This is a genomic window from Phyllobacterium sp. 0TCS1.6A, from assembly GCF_026420825.1.
Lineage (GTDB): Bacteria > Pseudomonadota > Alphaproteobacteria > Rhizobiales > Rhizobiaceae > Phyllobacterium.
This window is the reverse complement of sequence record NZ_JAPMAB010000004.1, coordinates 1-23,047: the sequence shown is the minus strand read 5'-3', so window position 1 is coordinate 23,047 and position 23,047 is coordinate 1. Positions and strand designations below refer to the sequence as shown.

The following is a 23,047-nucleotide window of genomic DNA, read 5'->3' as shown; positions in this document are numbered from 1 at the left end:
CGCCTTTAGCTATTGGAGGAGCCATAGCTAGAGTGCGGCGCCGACAGATTCGTCAAGAGACAAAAATCGCGAGCGATAGAGAATGACCGTGATCCCGCCGAGGATCACGGTCATTGGCCATGAACGGCTCAGCTCGTCAGGACGAGGTTCTTGCGAGCCCAATCGGCAAGCTCGGGTATGGTGCGCGGCCGCCCCATGGCCGGATCCGCCACGATCGTACCGCCCTCAGGCATGTCGATGCTCGGCGGAACTTCTATATCTTTCGGCCGCGGCGGCGCGGTCATCGGATATTTGCCCTTGTCGTCCGGCTTGGCCTGGTGAACACCGGCGACAAATTCCTTGAGCTTGTCGTGATCGGACTTGCGAAGCACTTCGACAAGCGCCTGCGGCGTCATGCCCAGCTCTTTTGCAAGCGGATCGATCACGCCGCCAACGCTGTTGCCATCGCCGTCGTGGTCGGAGAGTATCTTGGCTGCTTCGGAATCGAAGCCGGCGGCGATGAGGAATTTCTCCGTCGGGCCCTCGTAATAGGCAGCCGCTTTGCTGTGCCTGTAGGCGTCATAGCCCATTTCACCGATGATGCCGATCGCAGCAAGGGCGACGCCCCAAGGGCCGGCCTTCGGCGTTTTCATCATTGAAAGGAATGTGCCAAGCGTCGTCGTGGCGGCAAAGGCGGAGTTCGCCCATCTGCCATTGGCCGCGTGGTCGAGCGTATAGGCCACCATGAGGGCGCCGCCGGCACGATCGAAATATTTGGTGAACCAGCCCCATTTAGGCGTTCCGCTCACTTCGGCGAAACGCGACGCCCGGTCCAGGAAGCCGTCCTTTGGTATTTTGCCGTGCTCGACGAGCGAGCGAACGCCGCCGGCTCCGAGCTGGCCCGCCTCGTAGGCGATACCTGCAGTCAGCCAGACACCAAAGGCCGTCGGCAATGGCCCGCCGGCACTGAAATTGGCATCGGCGCTTCCAAGATATAGCAGGCCCTGCACCGCTGCGAGACCCTTGCCGAAGCCGGACGCCGTGGTGATGCCTGCCCGCGGGTCGAACTTGGAGCCGTCGAAGCTCTTGGCGAGGCTCTCCAGCGCCGCCTTGCGCGCCTTGGGGTCCGTTGCCGCGTTCGGCCCGTTGAGCGCCAGATTGGCGCTCTGGGCGAGCTTGGAATCGACCTGGCCCGGGCTCATCCGGGACGCCGCATCGATGCTGCCTGGTGTCGGCGGGACATAGGCCTTGTTTCCGCCCAATGCCTCATAAGCGGACAACGTGCGGTGAAGGCCGATGACGGCGCGTCCGGACCAGTACAGCGTCGGTGCGGCCGGTACCGTGACCTCTTCCGGCTTCACCGTGCTCTCGACATAGAGCTTGCCCATTTCATCCCAGGCTTCGGCGCTGTTGGCGACGGCGAACTGGCCCTTCTCGTCATTTTCGAGTGCGCTTACCGATTTCGTGTAGCGATCGAAGCCTTCCATGCCCTTGAGGCCCTCTTCGGCCTCGTGCAACGCGGCGAGGTTGCGAACGATCTTGGCGCCCTGGGCATCCATCGTCTCCTTGCTGCCGGGATTGTTCTTGATGGAATCGTTCAGGCCGGCAGTGATCTGTTCCGCGGACAGGGACGATTTCCAGTCCGAGGCGACGACGAGATGATCCTTGGCGAACTCGCCGACGACATGCTGGCTGTTCTTGGTGAAGTCATCGGTACCCTTGATGGCGGCATCGAATATCTTGTTGGCATTGCCCTTGTCGCCGCTGCTGTCGAGCTTCTTGACGACGGCAAGGGTCAGCGTGGGATCATTGCCATTGGCGATGGCCTGGCGGAATGGATCGCCGGCCGCGTCGGGGTTGGCGGCTTTGATCTCGGGATAGGGGATGCCCATCTCGCTGCCGATGGCCTTCTTCTCCTCGAACGTGAAGTCCTTCGTCTCTTCCGGGAGCTTCTTTTCCCAATCCGAGAAGGTCTGGTCGTGTGCCACCTTGAAGGATTTCACGATGTTTTCGGCGCGGTCGCTGACAAACTTGTCCCCACCGGTTCCTTGCGAGATATGGCCGGTGATGGCCGAGTAATCGGCGACGAGGTTCTTGTTCGTGATCTCTGTCGAGAGCTTGATCTCGCCGGAGATCATCGAGTTCTTGCCGCTCAGCTTGTCGTCGGGGATGGCGCCATTGGCGATGGCCGTGCGTCTTCCGATCGTGGTCTCGATGACGTCGACGATCTTCGTATCCTTGTTGCCGAAGGCATCAATCGGCTTGTTGGCCTCGAGCAGGATCAATTGGGCGGTGTCGGGCGTGACGTTCTTCGTCACTTCGTTCAAGGTCTTTGCGGCTTTGCTTGCGCCATCTTCTATCTGGACCTGGCGCTTGTCGTCGCCCTCAAGCCCGTGGAAGTTGCTTTCGCCCTTCTTGAACGCGTCCTGCACGGCCCGCGCCGGCCTGGCGACGAGAATCTCGTGTCCGGCCGCGTCGAGCATTTCGACGAATTTCGCGTCGGAAGGCCCATAGGTCTTCAGCGTCTCGCGCGCGGCGTTGATCGCCGCTTCGCCATTGTCGGGTGTGCCCTTGGCCAAGGTCTCGAACTGCGTCGTCAGTTCAGCCTGTACCTGTCCCCATTTGGACGGATCCTGCTGCGCAGCCGTTATGGCACCGCTCAGCGGCTTGAAGACGTCGTTGAGACTTGTTTCGACTGTTTTACGTTCGTCCCGGACCGTCGTCTTGTAGGCTTCGGTCTGCGGTCCGAGGGCGATGAGATCCGCTTCCCGCTGATCGAGATTGTCTTTCAACGAAGCCGGTGTAAATGCATCGTTCTTGACGGCCGACATCAGATCCGTGCTGACGGCGAGCTTCAGGGCCTTTGTCTTCTCATCCTTCTCGGCCGGCGAAGAGGCTTTGTCGATGTCGCCTTGAATGCTGTTTATCGTCTCGAGACTTGTGCGCCGCTCCTTGTCGAGAACGCGCAGGGAGGCGCCTTCATTGATAATGTCGGGATCGGTGATGTTGGGATTGGTGGCAAGCAGATCGGGAACGCCTTGATCATAGAGCGGCGCAATGGTGCCGAGCATTTCGCCTCTCTTGATCGTATGATCGATGCTCCCATCTTGCTCCTGCTCGGGATTGCCCTGCGGCACCGGCTTCTTGGCTTTGTTGACCGCAGCGGTGAAGCCTTCGTCATTCTGCAAGGGAAAACTGCGCTGGAAAGGGGCGATTAAACGACGATTGAAATCTAGAAGTCCCATGCGTTCACCTCTGATAATCTGTCTTATAATTTTCGTGACAGATTTATGAATTGAGGCATGGCAGTTGGCAATCGATTTTGCCGCCTTATCTAGCGTGATTTGAAATAAACAAGTTGCCGGACTAGAGTATTTCACTAGTCGAGAGGCTGATACCGGCAATAATCACGGTTTCTACACTTGAATTGCGCTCAAGCGGTTCTAAACGCCGTTTATCACATTTAAACGCCGACTTGTTACACTTGTGATTCAAATTTTGAATTATTATTGAATTTCACGTTGAGCAGCCGCCTATTCCGCCGCTTGCGGCAGATCCAGCCGCAGGGAGGCATGGCCGGAAGACGCGGCGTGTACAGGCAGCATTTCCGGTTCATCCGGCGTGTTCGGGCGTACGGCCCAATGGAATGCGCGGCCCATCCAGCGGCTGGCATCATCCATTATCGTATAGAATGACGGCACGAAGACGAGCGACAGGACCGTGGAAACGAGCAAGCCGCCAATGACGGCGATCGCCATCGGGGCGCGAAATTCGCCGCCGTCGCCAAAGGCCATGGCGGCAGGCAGCATGCCCGCCGACATTGCAATGGTGGTCATGATGATGGGCCTGATTCGCTTGCGTCCCGCATCCATGATGGCCTCATTGCGGGGAACGCCCTGGCGAACCTCTTCAATGGCGAAATCGACAAGCATGATCGCGTTCTTGGTGACTATCCCCATCAGCATCAGAATGCCGATGACCACGGCCATCGATACGGAATTGTTGGTCACGAGCAGGGCGACGGCAACGCCCGCGATCGAAAGGGGCAGCGACATCAATATGGTGAAGGCGTGAAAGACGCTGCCAAAGAGCAGGATCAGCACGACGAATACGAGCATCAGCCCCATGATCATGGCGTCGCGGAAGCCGGCGAACACCTCGCCCATGACCTCCGCATCGCCGGTTTCCTGAATGCGCACGCCCTCGGGCATCGCCTTTGAAACCGGCAGGTTCTGGACGATCGAAAGGCCTTCGCCGATCTCCTTGCCGTTCGCCATGTTGGCGCCAACGACGACGCGGCGCTGGCGATTGAACCGCTCTATGGTGGACGGTCCCTGGTCAAAGCCGATCTCGGCGATGGATTCCAGCGGCACCACCACGCCGGACTCCGTCGTAACCGTCAATGTCTGCAATACGGAAAGGTCGCGGCGCGCATCTTCCTTCAGCTGCACGCGGATGGGAATCTGGCGGTCTCCAACCGTGTATTTGGCCAGGTTCGCATCGAGATCGCCGAGGGTGGCGACGCGCAGCGTATCGGACAGCGCCTGGGTGGACAGGCCGAGCTCGGCGAGCTTGTCGGTGCGCGGACGCACGATGATTTCGGGCCGGTCGAGGGCGGCCGTCGACGAGACGGCCTGGAAATCCCCTGTTGCCGTCATCGCGCTTTGCAGGAGGCGTGCCTGCTCGCTCACCTTTTCACCGTCGCTGCCGATGACGCCGACGGCGAATTCGCGCTCTCCGCGGTCATTGACGAAGTTCGCCCGGAGATCCGCTATGCTGGAGAGTTGCTGCAGGATCGCGCCTTCTACCTGCTTCTGGCTGCGGTCACGTTCGCTCTTGTGGCTGAGCTTTACGATCATGGTCGCGCGGCGCGTGTCGAGCGAACCGGTCGGCGAGGCTCCGCCGGTGACATAGGTCTGCAGCACTTCGGGAATTTCACGGACCTTCTCCGCTGCACGGTCGGTGGTTTCCCTGGTTTCCTCGATCCTCGCGCCCGGAGGTAGTTCGAGACTCACCACGACGCGTGCCTCGTCCTGGGCCGGAACAAAACCGGATGGGAGGAAGCCCATTGCCCAGATGGCGACGGCAAAAAGGGCGATGCCGGTGCCAAGGGTCAGCCAGCGAAACCGCAGCGTGATGGCGAGGAAGCGTGCATAGGCCGATATCCAGCCGGTCTCAGCCTCGCCATGATGCAGGCTTTTCTTGTCCCTCAGCAGATAGGCCGTCATCATCGGGGTGATCAGACGCGCCACGAGCAGCGAGAAGAAAACGGCGATCGCGACCGTCAGTCCGAACTGCTTGAAATATTGCCCGGCAATGCCGCTCATGAAGCTTACGGGTGCGAAGACGGCAATGATCGTCGCCGAGATGGCGATCACGGCCAGTCCGATCTCGTCTGCCGCCTCGAGCGAAGCCCGGTAGGCCGATTTGCCCGAACGCATGTGCCGGACGATGTTCTCGATCTCGACGATCGCATCATCGACCAGAATGCCCGTCACGAGTGTTATTCCGAGCAGGCTGACGAGGTTGAGCGAGAAGCCCAGCATGTCGATCGCCCAGAAGGTGGGGATCGCGGACAAGGGCAGGGCGACGGCTGCAATGAGCGTTGCCCTGAAATTGCGCAGGAACAGCAGCACGACGATGATCGAGAGGACAGCGCCTTCGACCAGAGAACTCATGGCCGATTCATAGTTTCCGTAGGTGTAGTTGACGGAATTGTCGATCAGCGTGAACTGTGCATCGGGATATTTCTGCCGGAGCTGATCGATGCGCGCCTGCACCAGGTCGTAGACTTCGGCGTCGCTCGCACCCTTGGCGCGAAAGACGGCCAGTGAGACAACCGTTTCATTATTCACACGGGCAAAGGATTTGGGCTCCTCATAGGAGTCGCTGACGGTGCCGAGCGCGTCGAGACGCACGGACCGTCCCGCCGTGATCGGGATCTCGATGGCGCGCAGATCGTCGAGGCTGCGGGAAGCGCCCAGCGTACGGATGGTCTGTTGCGTCGTTCCAAGGTCGCCGCGCCCGCCGGTGAGGTCGGCATTCATCGATTTGAGCGCCCGGTTGACATCTGCCGCGGTAACGGCGAGGGCTGTCAGCCGGTCCGGGTCGAGCGCGACGCGGATTTCGCGGGTGACGCCACCATAGCGTTCCACCTTGCCGACGCCCTTGATGCCCTGGATGTCGCGAATGATCTTGTCGTCCACGAACCAGGACAATTCCTCGGACGTCATGGCCGGCGCCGAAATGCCATAGGTCATGATGGACGCGCCTTCCACGTCGACCGAATTGACCAACGGTTCCTTGATGGTCGCGGGGAGGTCGTCGCGTATGCGCTCGACCGCATCCTTGACGTCGTTCAGCGCTTTCTGCGTATCGACCTCGAGGCGGAATTCGACCAGCGTCGTCGAGTTTCCCTCGGTCAGATTGCTCGTTACGTTCTTGACGCCGGTGATATTGGCAACGGCATCCTCGACGCGCTTGGCGATCTGCGTTTCGAGTTCGCTCGGCGCAACGCCCGGATCGGTGATCGAGACGGATACGAGAGGAACGTCGATATTCGGGAAGCGGGTGATCGGCAGCTTGGAGAAGGCCATCAGGCCCAGCACTGTCAGCACGACGAAAAGCAGGATCGCCGGAACCGGGTTCCGAATGGACCAGGCGGAAATGTTCCAGTTCATCGAACGGCTCCCGTGGCCTCGTTGGCGAGGCGAACCGGTGTGACGCGATCGCCGTGAGCGACGAATGTGCCGGCGCGGACAACCACTTCCTCGCCTTCTTCCAATCCGCTGACGATCTCGGCCGACTGGCCGTCGCGAATCCCCAGCGCCACCTTTCTGCTGTCGATGAAACCATTCTTCACCACCTGGACCACGGTGTCGGTGGCGTCATAGACGATCGATGAGAGGGGCACGCTTATATTGTCGCGCCGGGCAAGTTCGACGACGGCACGCGCGAAATTGCCCGGGCGGATATTGGGGTTCCGGTCCAGCGAAATCTTGACCGGGCCGAGGCGGGACGCAGCCGCAACTTCCGGCGATATGAGCCGGATGCGACCCGTGACGGGCTCTTCCATGCCGGAAACACGCACGGCGACGGTCATACCGGGACGCAGGTGGGGAAGATCGACTTCCGGAACATTGGCGGCAAGCTCGAAATCGCTGTCGCGGCCGATGCGGAACAATGGCCCGGCATTTGCGGAGACGATGGCGCCGAGAAGGGCGTCGCGGCTGAGAATGACACCACTCGCGGGTGCCCTCACATCGGCCTTTTCCAGCCTGAGCAGCACGTCGCGCTTCTGGGCGGCGACGAGCTGCAACTGCGTCTCGGTCGCGGACAGGGCGTGGCGCGCGGTATTCAGCTTCGCCTTGGCGCTGTCATGGGCATTGGTGGCATTGTCGAATTCGGCCTTGGACGTATAGCCTTTTGCCGATAGCGAGCGGGCGCGGTCGAGCGCTTCGAGCGCCTGGCGGACCGCGATCTCGGCATCGACGATCTGCGCCTGCGATTGGGCAATGGAAGCGGTTGCCTGGGCGGCCTGCGCCTCGATCTGCGCCAGTTGGATCTCGAGCGATGATTTGTCGAGCCGTGCCAGCACGTCGCCTTCCTTGACGACGTCGCCCTCATCCGCGTTCAGTTCCAGAACCCGCAGGCCCGCGACATCGGTGCCCACGGCTACTTCCTGCCGCGGCACCACCGTGCCGGTGACGGTCAGGGTTGCGACCATCTCCTGGCGCCGGACCGCGACCACATTGATTGAAGGCGCGTTGGCAGCCGCTGCCACCGTCTCCTCTGCATTCACCGCGGCGGGCGCTCCGAGAACGGATGCCAGGGCGAGGAGGGAAAGGTACTTCCTGATGGCGTTCATGATAAACCCGCTGAATGAGGATGGTCAGGTGTGTTTTGGGCGCAGGATGGATTCGGCCAGGGCGCGGAATACCGGTTCGAGCGCCTCCGGTTCCACGCCTTCGGCCGGAAAATTGCGTAGAATGATGCCTTCGCCCATTGCCGAGAGACTGGCAACGGCAAGCTCCAGATCCACCACCGGATCGATGAGGCCATGTTCCTTTGCCTGGCGGAAGGCGCTGAGAAGCTTTTCCCGCATCATGCTTTCATGCAGGTCGCAGATGGCCGCCACGGCATCGTTGCGGGTAGCCTCGGCACGGACTTCAAGGAGCAGTCTCGCGCTCGAATCCGCCGGCCCGGGACCGGATTTCTGCATCGACATCTGGCGGATATGCTCAATTCCGACGAAAACGAGGGCATCGACGATGTCGCGGGTACTGGACATGCGATCCAGAATCTCCGCGCTTTCCTGCCGATGGGCGGCGCAAATGCGCTCGATAATGGCTTCCTTGGAGGGAAAATAGCGGTAAAGCGCGCCCGGACTCATGCCAGCCTCGGCGCATATCTCGTTCATCGACGCGCCGCGAAAGCCCGACCGTATGAAACACTCGGTCGCGGCATTGAGGATACGCTCTTCCTGCGCCTCGCGATTGCGCGCGCGCTTGCCGAAGAATTTGGTGATGCAGCACCGGCCCTCGTCAGTGTCGTTGACCGGGAGAGGGGCTTTCAGCGAGCGGGATGAAGTGTAGTCAGCCATGGGTCCAATAAAAAAGAGCGAACGTTCACTCTCGTTTATATGGCAACATGGCGTCTCGTCAATATGAGAATGATCATTCTCGCTTTTATTTTGGCTGAGCGGACAAAATTTTCGAGGCGGGTGGAATAAAATCCGTTTGGAAGGCGTATATCGGGCATGAAGGATCAAGACCCACAGTTCGATGTTCTATCCCAGCTTGGCTCCTTGCGGCGCTATGCAAGGACGCTCGCGGGCAATGATCAGGACGCGGAAGATCTCGTGCATGACGCGCTTGTCCGCGCCTATGAGAGACAATCGAGCTTTCGCACGGGCAGCAACCTTCGCAGCTGGCTGTTTTCCGTTCTGCATAATGTCTTCATCGATCGCTTCCGCTCGAAGCGGTCGGAAGCGCGCAAGATCGAACAGGCCGGCTGGGTAACGGATACGGTTCAGGCGCCGCCGCAGGAACATTCGGCGCGGCTCGGCCAGGTGCGCAGGGCATTTGGCGCCCTGCCGGAAGAACAACGGGGCGCGCTGCACCTCGTGGCTGTGGAAGGCCTCTCCTATGAGGAAGCGGCCGCAATACTGGGCGTGCCCGTCGGCACATTGATGTCCCGTCTCAGCCGCGCCAGGGCGGCGATGCGCGACATCGAGGAAAACCCGCCCCAGACGGGGAAATTAAGGCTCGTAGGAGGCCGCGATGACCAGGAACATTGATCCAATCACCCGCGCGGACCTCGACGCCTATGTCGATGAACAGCTTGACGCAGCGCGGCGGATCGAGGTGGCGGCCTATCTGTCCGAGCATCCGCAGGAAGCGGCGCAGGTCATGGCAGATTTGCGCGGACGGGATGAATTGCGCCTCGCCCTGTCGACCGCGTCATCCGTGTCGGGCCTTGCATCGGCGCAGGCTGCCGAACGCCTGCAGCGAAGCCTTGCCCGGCGGCGGTTCTTCCGCAACGTCCAGCGTATCGCCGCAATCGGCGTCCTCGTCGGCCTCGGCTGGATGGCGCATGCGGGTTTCGGGCCGCTCGTCGTCTCGCAGGTGGTCGCGTCCACGCCGCCGCCGCCCTTCGTGCAGGATGCCGTCATGGCCCACAAGACCTCCCTGCTGCGAGCCGGGATGGCTTCGCAGCTCGAAACGAAGAGCCTCGATGCCGCGGAGATACGGGCGGCGACCGCCATCGTCATGCCGGAACTGCCGGTCGGCTGGAAAGTGAAGGATGTCCAGCTGTTCCCGTCCACTTTCGGGCCGAGCGTCGAAGTCGAAATCGGCACCGACAAGGCGGCACCGCTCTCGCTGTTCGCCGTTCGCCCCGGCAGCTTCGATGTGGTGAAGCCGCAGATCGTCGATATCGACGGCATGTCGGCGGCCTATTTCCAGATCGGCGAGGTGGCCTATGCGCTCGTCGCCGAGGCAGGTGCGTCCGATCTGCGCAAGGTCGCGACAGACATATCCAGCACTCTTTATTGATATCAACGGAAGGAAAACGCGATGAATACACCCCTCCAATATGGTTTGGGACGGACTGGCCAATCAGCCGCGCAGTTCGACGAAGGTCTGCGCCAGCATATGCTGCGCATCTACAATTACATGGGCCTCGGGCTCGTCGTCACCGGCATCATCGCCTTCATGGTCGCATCGACGCCGGCACTCTACGTGCCCATCTTCTCCACCCCCCTGAAATGGGTGGTGATGCTGGCTCCGCTCGCCTTCGTGATGTTCTTCTCGTTCCGCATGCACTCCATGTCGGCCGCTTCGGCCCAGATGCTGTTCTGGGCATTCTGCGCCGTCATGGGACTTTCGATGGCATCGATCTTTCTCGTCTTCACGGGTAACAGCATCGCGCGCACCTTCTTCATCGCAGCGACGATGTTCGGCGCGACGAGCCTCTACGGCTACACGACGAAGCGCGACCTGTCGCAGTACGGTTCGTTCCTGATGATGGGCCTGATCGGCGTCGTCGTAGCCAGCCTCGTCAACTTGTTCCTCGGCTCGACGATGATACAATTCGTCGTATCGGTTGCCGGTGTTCTCGTCTTCGTCGGCCTGACGGCATGGGATACGCAGTCGATCAAGGAACAATATGCGGAGAATCATGATTCCGAAACGCAGCAGAAGCTGGCCGTGTTCGGAGCCTTCTCCCTGTATCTGAACTTCATCAATCTGTTCCAGCTGCTGCTCAACCTGACGGGCCAGCGCGAAGAATAGTACTGAAGCGGATCGGAAATGGAAAAAGGCCAGGTTCGACCTGGCCTTTTATCGTTCGACGTTGATTCCTGGCTCAGCCGCCGCGGCTTTCGCCGGGTGTGCCGAATATGACGGCACTCGCCCAGGTCTGCTCGATACGGTCGAGCGTGCGGAAGGTCGTTTCCAGATTGCGGATGCTTTCCTCATCATTCGCGATGAGCTTGTGGCAGGACGCCGCGGTTTCAGCCATGTCGGCGCAGAGTTCCTGGCCCTTGGCCGAAAGCTTGATGCGTGCCGCGCGACGGTCGCGCTGCAAGGCATTGCGCTCGATGTAACCGGCTTCGCCCAGCTGCTTGAGGTAATAGGAGAGATTGGTGCCGGCATAGGGACCGCGCTCCATGAGCTGGCTGACGGAGATCTCGTCATTGCCGATCGCCAGAAGCAACATCAGGTGGGCAGGCCCGATCTCTTCGACTCCCCGGCGCGTCATTTCCGACTGTAGAAATACCGAAAAGCGCCGATTGACCCGCTCAAGGGTTCGGGCGAGTTCGAAATGGGTGATGATAGGCGAGGCGGAAGCAGACGACTTGCGCCCCATCCGACTGGTATCCGTCCGGCCTGTCGCATCCGGCCCGGCATCCCTGTTCTGATAGATCGGAACCAAATCAATCTCCATGAATGGCGCCGCAACCGCCTTCGAGTGTAGTGATATTTGCAGATCAACTTCGCACTGCACAATAGTACAGTCAATCCAAACTGTGGGTATATAAGTATTATCACCAAGTGGGAAGGCAGAGATTGCCGGGTGGCGACTCTTGGGCGGCCACGATGCCTGTCCAGTGTCTTTGCCGGCGAATCGATGGCAAAAAATTGTTAACTTTTTCTCTCTATATCTCGAAGAATGTTAAGGAATTTGCCCGGGAAAGTGGCAGTTTTTGCCATTATGCTCGTCTTGGTTGGCTGTGCGACGGCGCCAAGCCGGATCAACAATGTCTGTGCGGTTTTCGACCAGAGAGACGGTTGGTTCGATAATTGGTACAGTGCAGCAAAGCGCGCCGAACAACGTTATGGCGTTCCCGTTCCGATTCTCATGGCGACGATTCGCAAGGAATCAGGCTTCAAGGCGCGCGTGCGTCCGCCGCGTACGAAACTGCTCGGCTTCATTCCGTGGAAGCGTCCTTCGTCGGCCTATGGCTATTCGCAGGCATTGGATGGAACCTGGGCACAATATAAGCGCGAGACGGGCCGGTGGGGTGCCAGCCGCAACGATTTCGGCGATGCGGTCGATTTCGTCGGTTGGTATCACTCCAAGAGCCGGGACGTGAATGGCATCGCCTTGAACGACGCCTACAATCTGTATCTCGCCTATTATTTCGGACACACGGCCTATTCGCGCGGTTCATGGAAATCAAATGCCGGCATGCAGCGCGTCGCCCGCGCTGCCGCCACCATGGCTGCCGATTACGAACGGCAGATGCGCAATTGCGGCTTGAAGTAGGTTCCGTCAGAGCTCGGTAAAGGGCTGGAACCCGCCATAGATCATGCGCTTGCCATCAAAGATGTGCTCGGCGCCGGCCGATTCGAGGCGTGGATCCTCCATCACCTTCTTGTTTATCTCGTCCCGTTTCTCACGCGAGGGGTAAACGATCCACGAGAAGATGACGACCTCATTCTCGTTCGCGTGCACTGCGCGGGGAAAGGAGGTGAGTTCGCCATAGGGTACGTCGTCGCCGACACATTCGACATAGGCGAGCGCACCGTGATCCATCCAGACTTCGCCGACCCGCTTCGTCAGTTCCTTGTAAGCCTCGAAATTGTCCTTTGGAACCGCGAGTATGAAACCATCGACATAGGACATTGTATCCTCCTTGAGTTGCTTGTGAGATTGGACCACGGCCTAGGAACGAATGAAAGTCTGCGATGCCGACAACTCGCACCGGTTTTTCTTGGAAATCGTTGGGCTATATCGGTCGCTCGCTGGCAATTCACAACCGGGGGTCTATAAGTGAAGGCGTCCTCAACTCGTCATCATAGGGATTCACACGGTGACCGAGCGAAAATCACCCTTGGCGCCATTCAAGCATGAGACGTTCCGCACCATTTGGTTCGCCAGTCTCTCCTCCAATTTCGGCTCGCTGATACAGTCGGTCGGAGCCGCCTGGATGATGACGACCATATCGAGCTCCGTCGATATGGTGGCCCTCGTCCAGGCATCCACGGCGCTGCCGATCATGCTTTTCTCGCTCGTATCCGGCGCGCTTGCGGATAATTTCAATCGCCGTCGTGTCATGCTCACGGCGCAGTGTTTCATGCTGGCGGTCTCGGTGCTCCTGTCTGTTTCCGCCTATCTCGGGCAGATCACGCCCTGGCTTTTGTTGACGTTCACCTTTTTGCTCGGTTGCGGCACCGCCCTCAACAATCCGTCCTGGCAGGCATCGGTAGGCGACATGGTTTCGCGCGACGATCTGCCGGGGGCCGTGGCGCTCAACAGCATGGGCTTCAACATGACCCGGAGCGTTGGCCCGGCCATCGGCGGCGCGATCGTCGCGGTGGCAGGCGCGGCGGCTGCCTTCGCCGTCAATACGTTGAGCTATCTGCCGCTGATATTCGCCCTGTTCCGCTGGCAGCCTCGATATGATGCCAATCCGTTGCCGCGGGAAACGCTCGGACGCGCCATTTCGGCGGGGTTCCGCTATGTCGCCATGTCGCCGAACATCGTCAAGGTCATCTTTCGCGGCTTTGTGTTCGGCCTTTCCGCCAGCGCGATACTGGCCTTGCTGCCGCTCGTCGCGCGCGACCTGATCAAGGGCGGGCCGTTGGCCTATGGCGCATTGCTCGGCGCATTCGGGATCGGCGCGATCGGCGGGGCGCTCTTGAGCACGCGGCTTCGCGAATCCCTTTCCAGCGAGTCGATCGTCAAGCTGGCATTCCTGGGCTTCGCCGTCAGCGCCGCGATCACTGCATTGAGCACCAGCGCGATATTGACGAGCGCTGCACTGCTTCTCGCCGGAGCCTGCTGGGTTCTTGCCCTGTCGCTGTTCAATGTCACGGTACAGCTGTCGACCCCGCGCTGGGTGGTGGGCCGGGCGCTGTCGCTTTACCAGACGACGACCTTCGGCGGAATGGCCGGAGGAAGCTGGCTCTGGGGGGCCGCGGCAGCAGAAAACGGGGCGGAGTGGGCGCTGCTCGCATCGAGCGTGGTGATGATCCTCGGTGGTCTGGTCGGTTTGCGCTATGCCTTGCCGGAGTTCAGGTCGCTGAACCTCGACCCCTTGAACCAGTTCAGCGAACCATTGCTGGCACTCGACCTCAAACCGCGCAGCGGGCCGATCGTCATCATGATCGACTATGTCATCAAGGAAGAGGACGTCCCCGAATTTCTGCAGATGATGGCTGCCCGCCGCCGCATCCGCATCAGGGATGGCGCCGGCCACTGGGCGTTGATGCGCGACCTCGAAAATCCCATGGTCTGGACCGAAAGCTACCACACGCCGACCTGGGTCGAATATGTGCGCCACAATCAGCGCCGCACCAAGGCGGATGCAGCCGTGGGCATCCGGATCAGGGCACTGCATCAGGGGCCGGACGAGCCGAGGGTCCACCGCATGATCGAGCGCCAGACGACCCTGCCGCACGATATCGCCGCCCACAAGACACCGATCGACATGTCGTGACGGTCAGGAATTCGTAACCGTAGCGTGCGGACAAGCGACGCAAGCCGGTCGGCGCGGGAAGGCAATCAATCGGACTTTGGTGTCGCCAATGTCAGATCTGGGCCAGACGGTCGAGATGGGTGCGGATATGCGAAGCCTCGGCCGCGGTATTCGCCAGCGCAATGGCGCGGTTGAATGCCTCGCGGGCTTCTCCCTCCCGTCCGAGCTTCACCAGCAGGCCACCCTTCAACCCGAAATAATGAAAATAGCCGGAGAGCCGGTCTTCCAGCGGCTCGATGAGTGCAAGCGCTTCTGCCGGACCGCGCGTCTTGGATATGGCGACAGCACGATTGAGCGTGATCACGGGCGAGGGCGTCATGCGTTCCAGCGCAGCATAAAGAAGATCTATCTCCTTCCAATCCGTGTCCTCGGCCTTCTCGGCGCGGGCGTGAAGCGCCGCAATGGCCGCCTGAACCTGATAGGGACCCGGGCGCCTGTGACGCATGGCCTTGTCGATCAGCGCCAGGCCCTCGTTGATCGCTTCCCGGTTCCATAGCATCCGGTTCTGGTCTTCCAGGAGCACGATGTCGCCATTGGCGTCGAAACGGGCCGCGGCCCGGGCGTTCTGCAGGAGAAGCAGCGCGTTCAGGCCCATGATTTCCGGTTCGGACGGGAACAGCCGCAGCAAAAGCCGCGCCAGCCGGATGGCTTCGTCGCAGAGCGGAAAGCGGGCCTTCTGCTCTTCGCTGTTGCCGGAATAGCCTTCGTTGAAAATGAGATAGACCATGGCCGCCACCGCCGCCAGGCGTTCGGCGCGCTCGATGGGATCCGGCGTCTCGAACGCCACGCCGCCAGTGCCGATCCGGCTCTTGGCGCGGGTGATCCGTTGTTCCATGGCACTTTCGCCGACGAGGAAGGCCTTGGCGATCTGCTTCACGGAAAGGCCGGAGACGATGCGCAGCGCCACGGCGATCTGCTGTGCCGGCGGCAGGTCGGGATGACAGCAGATGAACAATAGCCGCAATATGTCGTCGCGATAATCGGCATCATCGATGCGATGGGCGACGGCCGTCTCGTTGTCTTCGAGATCGGACAAAATCTCCTCCGGCGGAAGCGGCTGCTGCTTTGCCTGGCGGCGCACGCCGTCAATGGCGCTGTTGCGTCCGACAAATATCAGCCATGCCGTCGGGTCCCGGGGTGGCCCGTTCTTCGGCCAGTTCTTGAGCGCGCGCAGGCAGGCCTCCTGATAGGCTTCTTCGGCAATGTCCAGATTGCGAAAATAGCGCAGAAGTGCACCCACCGCCTGTGGGCGTGCCGCGGTAAGGGTCGCTTCGATCCAGTTCGAATCCGTCATGTAGTCCTTCCAGGTCTGAAGATGGAAATTGGCCGGATTTCATAGGAACCCGTCCCCGGATTGGCTTCCGAAAGGTCGCGGGCAACGTCGATTGCGTCGTCCAACGTAGCGCAATCGATGACGTAGAAACCCAGGAACTGCTCCTTTGTCTCGGCAAATGGCCCATCGATGACAATCGGTTCGCCGCCACCCTTGCGCAGCGTCGTGGCAGCTGTCGTCGGCAAGAGCCGCGCCACCGGGCCGAGCCGGCCCTGCTTGGCGAGCTTTTCCTGAACGGTAGCGAGGCGCGCCATGACAGTGTCGTCCTCCTCCTTCGTCCAGGCTCCGACGACGTCTTCCGAATTGTAACAAAGGATTGCATAGAGCATAGGAATGTTCCTTTTCTAATAGTAGACGAACAACTATGACGGTTCCCGACCACCGGTCAAAAATTATTCTCTGGCGCATGTTGAGGAGACGATATGAGACAAGCGGAGTGGTCGGCCGAGCAATATCTGAAGTTCGAGGATGAACGCACCCGGCCGGCGAAAGACCTGCTTGCCGCCGTTCCCGTCTACGAGCCGGGACATGTGGTCGATCTCGGCTGCGGACCGGGCAATTCCACCGCACTCCTGGTCGAACGTTTTCCCGGCGCCGCGATCGAAGGGATCGATACTTCCGAAGACATGCTCGCCAAGGCGAGGCAGCGTCTGCCCGACTGCGGCTTTACTATGGCGCGGATCGACGAGTGGCAGCCATCCGTGCCCGTGGGGCTTCTCTATGCCAATGCTTCCATGCAATGGCTGCACGATCACGAGACGCTGTTTCCGCGGCTGATGACTTGTCTGGAGAATGGCGGATCCCTCGCGATCCAGATGCCGGACAATCTCGGCGAGCCGGCGCATCTGGCTATGCGTGAAGTGGCGGCGATGGACCCATGGGCACAACGGCTTCACCCGGTTTCAGCGGCCCGCCAGCCGCTTCCGTCTGCCGGGCGATATTACGAGATGTTGAAGCCTTTCGGCCGCCGTGTCGATGTCTGGCGGACGATCTACCATCACCCGCTCGCGGGGATCGAAAGCATTATCGACTGGTTCAAGGGATCGGCGCTCGCCCCCTATCTGGCGGCGCTGGACGAGGCGGAACGGAAAGAGTTCCTGGCGATCTATGCCGGCAAGCTCGCCGAGGCCTATCGCGTGCTCGAAGATGGCACCGTGCTGCTGCCGTTTCCCCGCCTGTTCATCGTTGCGACGCGCTGACAAACGTGCTCTCGCAAAGGGTACGGGTGCGGCGATTGTAAATTATCGTATTATATTATAATAGTCGGAACGGGTGCCGGTGGGTGGAGGACGACCCTCCACCGCGGATGGAGTGCGGGCGACAGTTTGTCAAATAGAGAACTCACCGATTACGATTTTCGCACGACCGGCCAGAGGCGAACGCATCACGGCCACGTCATGCGCGATCTTGGATTGAAGATCGTCAGCGGCGCCTATCCTGAAAACTCGATCCTGCCGGGAGATACCGAGCTTCTCCAGCGCTTTGGCGTTTCGAGGACAGTGCTGCGGGAAGCGCTGAAGACGCTGGCGGCGAAGGGGCTCATACAGCCGAAGGCCAAGATCGGGACCCGGGTTCTCCATCGTTCCCAATGGAACCTGTTCGATCCGGATATTCTTGTCTGGCATTTCGAGGCGGGGGCAAGCGCGGAATTTCTGGCCAGCATCGTTGAAATGCGCCTCGCGCTGGAGCCGGAAGCGGCGGGCCTTGCCGCCATCCGGCGGACGGATGCGCAATTGGCGACTTTGTTCGGCTGGGTTGAGAAGATGCGGGAGGCGCGGGAATCCGCTGCCGATTTCGTCCACAGCGACTTGCAGTTTCACATCGCCATCGCCGAGGCGTCGGGCAATCCGTTCATGCGATCGATCAGTGCGCTGATAGAGGTTGCGCTTGTAACCACGTTCACGATCAGCTCGCCGATACCCAACTCCGAGAGCCATGTTCGCTCCGTCGAGCGGCACGCCGCAATCGCCAAGGCGATCGCGGCGGGAGATGTCGAACAGGCGAAAGAGGCCATGCGCGTTGTCATCAACGAGGGCGCTGAACGCGTCCTCGTTGCAGGAAAGTCTAAAGCGGCTTCACGCTGAAACGCTGCGGTTTCTCCGTCTTCAGGGGATTGCGCAACGGCAGGCCGAATGCCTCGGCCTCGATCTCGAACACATCGCCATCTTCCGCCTTCATTCCGTCTGCGAACGAAAGCGTGGCCGTGCCGAACATATGGACGTGCACGTCGCCCGGTTGCCGGAACACCGAATATTTGAAGTGGTGATGCTCGAGATTGGCGATCGTATGGGACATGTTGGCCTCGCCGGAAAGGAAGGGCTTTTCCCAGATCGTCTTCTTCTTGCGGATGATCCTTGAGGTGCCTCTGATATCCGACGGCAGATCGCCGACCAGCAGCTCCGGGCCGATGGAACAGGGCCGCAGCTTCGAATGGGCGAGGTAGAGGTAGTTCACCCGTTCCATCACATGGTCGGAAAACTCGTTCGCCAGCGCGAAGCCGAGGCGGAACGGCGTTCCATCCGGTCCGATGATATAGATGCCCGCGATTTCCGGCTCTTCGCCCGCATCATCGGCAAAGGCGGGCGAAAGCAATGGTTCGCCAGGACCGGCAAGCATGGAGCCATTGCCTTTGTAGAACCACTCCGGCTGCACCCCGGTCTTGCCGCGCGCGGGCTTGCCGTTTTCGAGACCCATGCGAAACATCTTCATCGAATCGGTGAGCGTCTCTTCCTTGGCGCTGTCGATTTTCCGGTGCATCGCATCGCGCGTCGCGGCGGAGCCAAGATGCGTGAGCCCGGTACCCGTCAGATGAACATGTGCGGGATCGGCGGCATCCACCGGCGCCAGAAGCCGACCCTCGGCATAGGCGGCAGCCACATCGACTTCCTTGCCGAAGCCGCGCTGCTCAACGGCCTGCGCCAGCGTCTGGCCGGCCTCGATGGCCGCATGCGCCAATTCCAGGACCGAGCGGGTCCGCTTGATCTGACGGAAGCCACTATCCGTCCGCGCAGCCACTTGCCGCTTTCCCTTGGAACTGAATAATTGAATGAGATTCACAGTTTCCTCCCGTAATTGAAGCCCACGCTTTATAACGCCGGCATCCGCGGACGTCGACTCGCAAGACAAAAAAATAATATAATACGATAATTGCGTTCAATCGATTCGCAGACCGGGCCATAAGGCTATTCCAAAAGTCATACTTTTCCGATACAAGTTTTTTCGGACCCGGTCTGGGAGGTGGTCCGATGACAGCAAAGGCGCGCTCTTTCGGTCATCGAACAGAATTCAACAGGAGGAAAGACGTGAAAATAGCTAATCTGATTGCTGCGGGTCTGATCGCGCTGGGTGCGATGGGATCGCAGGCCTTTGCGCAGGACAAGGGCACCGTCGGCATCGCCATGCCGACGAAGGCTTCGGCCCGCTGGATCGCCGATGGCGACAACATGGTGAAGGCGCTGCAGGAACGCGGCTACGGCACGGATCTGCAATATGCCGAGGACGATATTCCGAACCAGCTGGCGCAGGTCGAAAACATGGTCACCAAGGGCGTCAAGGCCCTCGTCATCGCATCGATCGACGGCACGACATTGTCGAACGTGCTCCAGCAGGCGCATGACGCCGGCATCAAGGTCATCGCCTACGACCGCCTGATCCGCGATTCGCCGAATGTCGACTACTATACGACGTTCGACAATTTCCAGGTGGGCGTTTTGCAGGCAAATTCGCTTGTGAAGGCGCTTGGGCTTCCCGAAGCGGCCGGCCCGTTCAATATCGAGCTGTTCGGCGGCTCACCGGACGACAACAATGCGTTCTTCTTCTATGATGGCGCGATGTCCGTCCTTCAGCCGCTGATCGACAGCGGCAAGCTTGTGGTCCAGTCGGGCCAGACAGGCATGGACAAGGTCGGCACGCTGCGTTGGGATGGTGCCGTGGCGCAGGCGCGCATGGATAATCTCCTGTCCGCCTATTACACCGACAAGAAGGTCCATGCGGTCCTTTCGCCCTATGACGGCCTTTCGATCGGCATTCTTTCGTCGCTACGCGGCGTAGGCTATGGAACGGCCGACCAGCCTTTCCCATTCGTATCGGGCCAGGATGCTGAAATACCGTCGGTGAAATCCATCGAGGCGGGCGAGCAGTATTCGACGATCTACAAGGACACGCGCGAGCTGGCCAAGGTGACGGCGGATATGATCGACAAGGTGCTCAAGGGCGAAGAGCCGCAGATCAACGATACCAAGACCTATAATAATGGCGTCAAGGTCGTTCCGTCCTACCTCTTGAAGCCGGTCGAGGTCGACAAGTCGAACTGGAAGGAAATCCTGATCGGCAGCGGTTATTATACCGAAGACCAGTTGAAGTAATCGGTCAATTTTTTCGGGACCCTGCGCTGCGAGCGCAGGGTCCTTTATCTTTTAATGTGAGGATATCGATGGAAACCATCCTCGAAATGCGCGGCATCACCAAGACTTTCCCCGGGGTGAAGGCGCTCAACAATGTGAACCTCGATGTCAGGAAAGGCGAAATTCACGCTCTCGTGGGCGAGAATGGCGCTGGAAAATCGACATTGATGAAGGTGCTCAGCGGTGTTTACCCCCATGGCAGCTATGAAGGCGAGATCATCTACAAGGGTGAAGCGCAGCGGTTCCGCGATATAGCCGACAGCGAAAAGCAAGGTATCATCATCATCCACCAGGAACTCGCTCTGGTGCCGCTGCTGTCGATCGCGGAGAACATCTTCCTCGGCAACGAGCCCGCGCGCTATGGCGTGATCGACTGGCACGAGGCCGAAAACAGGACGCGCGACCTGTTGCGCAAGGTCGGGCTGAAGGAAGACCCGCTCACCTTGATCACCAATCTCGGCGTCGGCAAGCAGCAACTCGTCGAAATCGCCAAGGCGCTTTCGAAGGAGGTCGAGCTGCTTATTCTCGATGAGCCGACGGCAAGTCTCAACGAGACCGACAGCGATGCGCTGCTGGCCCTGTTGCTGGAGTTCAAGGCGCAGGGAATATCCTCCATCCTGATATCCCACAAGCTCAACGAGGTCGGAAAAGTCGCCGACCGCATCACCGTCCTGCGTGACGGTGCGACGATCGAGACGCTCGATCGCAAGGATATTTCCGAGGACCGCGTGGTCACGTCGATGGTTGGGCGCCAGCTTGCCGATCGCTATCCGCAAAGGCAGCCGAAGATCGGCGAGGTGGTGCTCGATGTCCGGAACTGGGTGGTCCATCATCATGTCCACAGCGACCGCGTCGTCATCAAGGGCATCGACCTGAACGTAAAGCGCGGCGAAGTCGTCGGCATAGCCGGCCTGATGGGCGCCGGCCGGACCGAATTCGCCATGAGCCTTTTCGGCCGCGCCTATGGTACGAAGATCAGCGGCGAGGTCTATATCAACGGAAAGAAGGTGGACGTATCCACCATCGGCAAGGCGATCGACAACGGCATCGCCTATGTCACCGAAGACCGCAAGACCTATGGTCTCAATCTGATCGACCACATCAAGCACAATACGACGATCGTCAATCTCGAAGGCGTATCCAAACGCGCGGTACTCGATGACATGGAAGAGCTGAAGGTGGCCAATGCCTATCGGCGCAAGACCAATATCCGCTCATCCAGCATCTACCAGAAGACCGGCAATCTGTCGGGCGGCAATCAGCAGAAAGTGGTATTGTCGAAATGGCTCTTCGCGAACCCGGAAATACTGATCCTCGACGAGCCGACGCGCGGTATCGACGTGGGTGCGAAATATGAGATTTATTCGATCATCAACCAACTCGTCGGCGAGGGCAAGAGCGTTCTGGTCATCTCGTCGGAACTGCCCGAACTGCTCGGGATATGCGATCGGATCTATGTGATGAACCAGGGCAAACTGGTCGGTGAAATGCCCGCGAGCGAAGCCAGCCAGGAAAAGATCATGCGCGCCATCATTCGCGCAGAGGGAAAGTAAGATGACGATAGAGACCGCAAGCAATTCGGCAAAGACCGAAGTCCAGACGGACGGCTCGCCAAGCAGGAGCAATCTGCGCGAATATGGGCTGGTTCTGGCCCTCATACTTATCATGCTGTTCTTCCAGGTTGCCACGAACGGCACCCTGTTCAGGCCGGTCAACCTGACCAACCTCATTCTGCAGAACAGCTACATCATCATCATGGCGTTGGGCATGCTGCTGGTGATCGTCGCCGGCCATATCGACCTGTCGGTCGGATCGGTGTCGGGCTTCATCGGCGGGCTTGCCGCCATCATGATGGTGCGATGGCAGATCCATTTCATACCGGCGACGATTGCCTGTCTTGCCATGGGCGGCCTCATCGGCGCGGCCCAGGGCTATTGGGTGGCGTATCACAAGATACCATCCTTCATCGTTACCCTTGCCGGCATGCTTGTCTTCAGGGGGCTGGCGCTCTGGCTGCTCGGCGGCCAGTCGGTCGGGCCGTTCCCGCCACAGTTCCAGCTGTTGAGCTCCGGATTCATCCCCGATGTGTTCGCCGGCACGGGCTTCAACATCACGTCGATGCTCATCGGTGTGGTTCTGGTCGGGTTGATGATCTATTTCAGCGTCCGCGGTCGGGCCAAGCGCGAGAAGCACGGCTACAAGGGCGAGCCCTTCATTCTCTTCCTCGGCAAGAACCTCATCATCGGCGGCATCATCCTCTATCTGGTGTTTCTGCTTTCCACCTATCGCGGCCTGCCCAATGTTCTCGTTGTCATGTCGCTGTTGATCGCGCTGTTCGTGTTCGTCACGAAGCGGATGACGATCGGCCGGCGCATCTATGCCATGGGCGGCAATGAAAAGGCGGCGAAACTGTCCGGGATCAAGACAGAGCGGCTCACCTTCTTCACCTTCGTGAACATGGGCGTGCTCGCCGCCCTGGCTGGCCTGATTTTCGCTGCACGCCTCAATACCGCTACGCCAAAGGCTGGGCTCGGCTTCGAGCTCGATGTCATCGCGGCGGTCTTCATCGGCGGGGCCTCGGCCCTTGGTGGCGTGGGGCAGGTGATGGGAGCCGTCATCGGCGCCTTCATCATGGGCGTCATGAACAATGGCATGTCGATCCTCGGCGTCAATATCGACTGGCAGCAGGTCATCAAGGGGTTGGTCCTGCTCGCGGCGGTGGTGTTCGACGTCTACAACAAGAACAAGACCTGATCGCTGCCGACTGCGGTTAGTCTGCCATGCTGGCGGGGCTTTTGCCCCGCCATTTTGTTTTTGTGCTGTTTCTCGGCTGGCTGCCAGCGATGG

At 59.9% G+C, this 23,047-nt stretch carries 19 protein-coding genes; 10 read left to right on the top strand and 9 right to left on the bottom strand.

The genetic code is table 11. The annotated features are described in order from the left end of the window. Nucleotides 1–128: 128 nt before the first annotated feature. The 4 genes from OSJ75_RS10985 to OSJ75_RS10970 form a co-directional block, all read right to left on the bottom strand. Nucleotides 129–3,224, bottom strand: a complete 3,096-nt coding sequence (locus OSJ75_RS10985) for a LysM peptidoglycan-binding domain-containing protein (protein WP_267228066.1) — start codon at nt 3,222–3,224, stop codon at nt 129–131. A 288-nt stretch (nt 3,225–3,512) separates the two neighbouring features. Then, entirely contained in the window at nt 3,513–6,659 is a 3,147-nt protein-coding gene (locus OSJ75_RS10980) for an efflux RND transporter permease subunit (RefSeq protein ID WP_267228065.1), read from the bottom strand. Next, on the bottom strand, nt 6,656–7,846 hold the full coding sequence (locus OSJ75_RS10975) for an efflux RND transporter periplasmic adaptor subunit (RefSeq protein ID WP_267228064.1): 1,191 nt from the start codon (nt 7,844–7,846) through the stop codon (nt 6,656–6,658). Before OSJ75_RS10975 ends, OSJ75_RS10980 begins: the two co-directional genes overlap by 4 nt. Before the next feature lie 24 nt (nt 7,847–7,870). Beyond that, nucleotides 7,871–8,581: a TetR/AcrR family transcriptional regulator gene (locus OSJ75_RS10970; protein ID WP_267228063.1), complete on the bottom strand. Its 711-nt coding sequence runs from the start codon at nt 8,579–8,581 to the stop codon at nt 7,871–7,873. A gap of 156 nt (nt 8,582–8,737) precedes the next feature. Between OSJ75_RS10970 and OSJ75_RS10965 the strand changes: the two genes are divergently transcribed. Genes OSJ75_RS10965 through OSJ75_RS10955 form a run of 3 tightly spaced genes read left to right on the top strand, consistent with a single transcriptional unit; the run spans nt 8,738 to nt 10,772 of the window. Continuing rightward, a complete protein-coding gene (locus tag OSJ75_RS10965) occupies nt 8,738–9,277 on the top strand; it encodes a sigma-70 family RNA polymerase sigma factor (RefSeq protein ID WP_267228062.1) in 540 nt (179 codons plus the stop codon). After that, nucleotides 9,261–10,034, top strand: coding sequence for an anti-sigma factor family protein (locus OSJ75_RS10960; protein ID WP_250018795.1), 774 nt, complete (start codon nt 9,261–9,263; stop codon nt 10,032–10,034). Before OSJ75_RS10965 ends, OSJ75_RS10960 begins: the two co-directional genes overlap by 17 nt. A gap of 21 nt (nt 10,035–10,055) precedes the next feature. Further along, on the top strand, nt 10,056–10,772 hold the full coding sequence (locus OSJ75_RS10955) for a Bax inhibitor-1/YccA family protein (RefSeq protein WP_250018794.1): 717 nt from the start codon (nt 10,056–10,058) through the stop codon (nt 10,770–10,772). Between the two features lie 73 nt (nt 10,773–10,845). On the opposite strand, the gene OSJ75_RS10950 is transcribed toward OSJ75_RS10955, so the two are convergent. Then, nucleotides 10,846–11,427: a MarR family winged helix-turn-helix transcriptional regulator gene (locus OSJ75_RS10950; RefSeq protein ID WP_250018793.1), complete on the bottom strand. Its 582-nt coding sequence runs from the start codon at nt 11,425–11,427 to the stop codon at nt 10,846–10,848. A gap of 225 nt (nt 11,428–11,652) precedes the next feature. Between OSJ75_RS10950 and OSJ75_RS10945 the strand changes: the two genes are divergently transcribed. Continuing rightward, nucleotides 11,653–12,249 carry a hypothetical protein gene (locus tag OSJ75_RS10945; protein ID WP_256473290.1) on the top strand — a complete coding sequence of 199 codons (597 nt, stop codon included), beginning with the start codon at nt 11,653–11,655 and terminating at the stop codon, nt 12,247–12,249. A 6-nt stretch (nt 12,250–12,255) separates the two neighbouring features. Here the strand turns inward: OSJ75_RS10945 and OSJ75_RS10940 are convergent, their stop codons facing one another. After that, on the bottom strand, nt 12,256–12,609 hold the full coding sequence (locus OSJ75_RS10940) for a DUF1428 domain-containing protein (RefSeq protein WP_267228061.1): 354 nt from the start codon (nt 12,607–12,609) through the stop codon (nt 12,256–12,258). Between the two features lie 187 nt (nt 12,610–12,796). On the opposite strand from OSJ75_RS10940, the gene OSJ75_RS10935 reads away from it, so the two are divergent. Continuing rightward, the gene (locus OSJ75_RS10935; RefSeq protein WP_250018790.1) at nt 12,797–14,425 is read left to right on the top strand and encodes an MFS transporter; all 1,629 of its coding nucleotides are present in this window, start codon (nt 12,797–12,799) and stop codon (nt 14,423–14,425) included. A gap of 91 nt (nt 14,426–14,516) precedes the next feature. Here OSJ75_RS10935 and OSJ75_RS10930 read toward each other — a convergent pair whose 3' ends face one another. Together OSJ75_RS10930 and OSJ75_RS10925 are read right to left on the bottom strand one after the other, a co-directional pair. After that, nucleotides 14,517–15,758, bottom strand: coding sequence for an RNA polymerase sigma factor (locus OSJ75_RS10930; protein WP_267228060.1), 1,242 nt, complete (start codon nt 15,756–15,758; stop codon nt 14,517–14,519). Next, nucleotides 15,755–16,126, bottom strand: a complete 372-nt coding sequence (locus OSJ75_RS10925; protein WP_250018788.1) for a YciI family protein — start codon at nt 16,124–16,126, stop codon at nt 15,755–15,757. Before OSJ75_RS10925 ends, OSJ75_RS10930 begins: the two co-directional genes overlap by 4 nt. 93 nt (nt 16,127–16,219) lie before the next feature. Between OSJ75_RS10925 and tam the strand changes: the two genes are divergently transcribed. Then, complete coding sequence (tam, locus tag OSJ75_RS10920; protein ID WP_267228059.1) at nt 16,220–16,996, top strand: trans-aconitate 2-methyltransferase; 777 nt, start codon at nt 16,220–16,222, stop codon at nt 16,994–16,996. 198 nt (nt 16,997–17,194) lie between these two features. Further along, the gene (locus OSJ75_RS10915) at nt 17,195–17,881 is read left to right on the top strand and encodes a FadR/GntR family transcriptional regulator (protein ID WP_323748386.1); all 687 of its coding nucleotides are present in this window, start codon (nt 17,195–17,197) and stop codon (nt 17,879–17,881) included. On the opposite strand, the gene araD1 is transcribed toward OSJ75_RS10915, so the two are convergent. Further along, nucleotides 17,862–18,854 carry an AraD1 family protein gene (gene araD1 / locus OSJ75_RS10910; protein WP_267228058.1) on the bottom strand — a complete coding sequence of 331 codons (993 nt, stop codon included), beginning with the start codon at nt 18,852–18,854 and terminating at the stop codon, nt 17,862–17,864. The genes OSJ75_RS10915 and araD1 overlap by 20 nt on opposite strands. 293 nt (nt 18,855–19,147) lie before the next feature. Between araD1 and chvE the strand changes: the two genes are divergently transcribed. The 3 genes from chvE (at nt 19,148) to mmsB (ending at nt 22,954) form a co-directional block, all read left to right on the top strand. After that, a complete protein-coding gene (chvE, locus tag OSJ75_RS10905; RefSeq protein WP_267228267.1) occupies nt 19,148–20,161 on the top strand; it encodes a multiple monosaccharide ABC transporter substrate-binding protein in 1,014 nt (337 codons plus the stop codon). A 68-nt stretch (nt 20,162–20,229) separates the two neighbouring features. After that, nucleotides 20,230–21,753 carry a multiple monosaccharide ABC transporter ATP-binding protein gene (gene mmsA, locus OSJ75_RS10900; protein ID WP_267228057.1) on the top strand — a complete coding sequence of 508 codons (1,524 nt, stop codon included), beginning with the start codon at nt 20,230–20,232 and terminating at the stop codon, nt 21,751–21,753. Between the two features lies 1 nt (nt 21,754). Further along, complete coding sequence (gene mmsB / locus OSJ75_RS10895) at nt 21,755–22,954, top strand: multiple monosaccharide ABC transporter permease (protein WP_250018783.1); 1,200 nt, start codon at nt 21,755–21,757, stop codon at nt 22,952–22,954. Nucleotides 22,955–23,047: the final 93 nt, after the last annotated feature.

Bases quoted from the DNA above. Each gene is read 5' to 3' on its own strand.
- OSJ75_RS10985 (WP_267228066.1), bottom strand. From the start codon at position 3,224: ATGGGACTTCTAGATTTCAATCGTCGTTTAATCGCCCCTTTCCAGCGC.
- OSJ75_RS10980 (WP_267228065.1), bottom strand. From the start codon at position 6,659: ATGAACTGGAACATTTCCGCCTGGTCCATTCGGAACCCGGTTCCGGCG.
- OSJ75_RS10975 (WP_267228064.1), bottom strand. From the start codon at position 7,846: ATGAACGCCATCAGGAAGTACCTTTCCCTCCTCGCCCTGGCATCCGTT.
- OSJ75_RS10970 (WP_267228063.1), bottom strand. From the start codon at position 8,581: ATGGCTGACTACACTTCATCCCGCTCGCTGAAAGCCCCTCTCCCGGTC.
- OSJ75_RS10965 (WP_267228062.1), top strand. From the start codon at position 8,738: ATGAAGGATCAAGACCCACAGTTCGATGTTCTATCCCAGCTTGGCTCC.
- OSJ75_RS10960 (WP_250018795.1), top strand. From the start codon at position 9,261: ATGACCAGGAACATTGATCCAATCACCCGCGCGGACCTCGACGCCTAT.
- OSJ75_RS10955 (WP_250018794.1), top strand. From the start codon at position 10,056: ATGAATACACCCCTCCAATATGGTTTGGGACGGACTGGCCAATCAGCC.
- OSJ75_RS10950 (WP_250018793.1), bottom strand. From the start codon at position 11,427: ATGGAGATTGATTTGGTTCCGATCTATCAGAACAGGGATGCCGGGCCG.
- OSJ75_RS10945 (WP_256473290.1), top strand. From the start codon at position 11,653: ATGTTAAGGAATTTGCCCGGGAAAGTGGCAGTTTTTGCCATTATGCTC.
- OSJ75_RS10940 (WP_267228061.1), bottom strand. From the start codon at position 12,609: ATGTCCTATGTCGATGGTTTCATACTCGCGGTTCCAAAGGACAATTTC.
- OSJ75_RS10930 (WP_267228060.1), bottom strand. From the start codon at position 15,758: ATGACGGATTCGAACTGGATCGAAGCGACCCTTACCGCGGCACGCCCA.
- OSJ75_RS10925 (WP_250018788.1), bottom strand. From the start codon at position 16,126: ATGCTCTATGCAATCCTTTGTTACAATTCGGAAGACGTCGTCGGAGCC.
- tam (WP_267228059.1), top strand. From the start codon at position 16,220: ATGAGACAAGCGGAGTGGTCGGCCGAGCAATATCTGAAGTTCGAGGAT.
- OSJ75_RS10915 (WP_323748386.1), top strand. From the start codon at position 17,195: ATGCGCGATCTTGGATTGAAGATCGTCAGCGGCGCCTATCCTGAAAAC.
- chvE (WP_267228267.1), top strand. From the start codon at position 19,148: ATGGGATCGCAGGCCTTTGCGCAGGACAAGGGCACCGTCGGCATCGCC.
- mmsA (WP_267228057.1), top strand. From the start codon at position 20,230: ATGGAAACCATCCTCGAAATGCGCGGCATCACCAAGACTTTCCCCGGG.
- mmsB (WP_250018783.1), top strand. From the start codon at position 21,755: ATGACGATAGAGACCGCAAGCAATTCGGCAAAGACCGAAGTCCAGACG.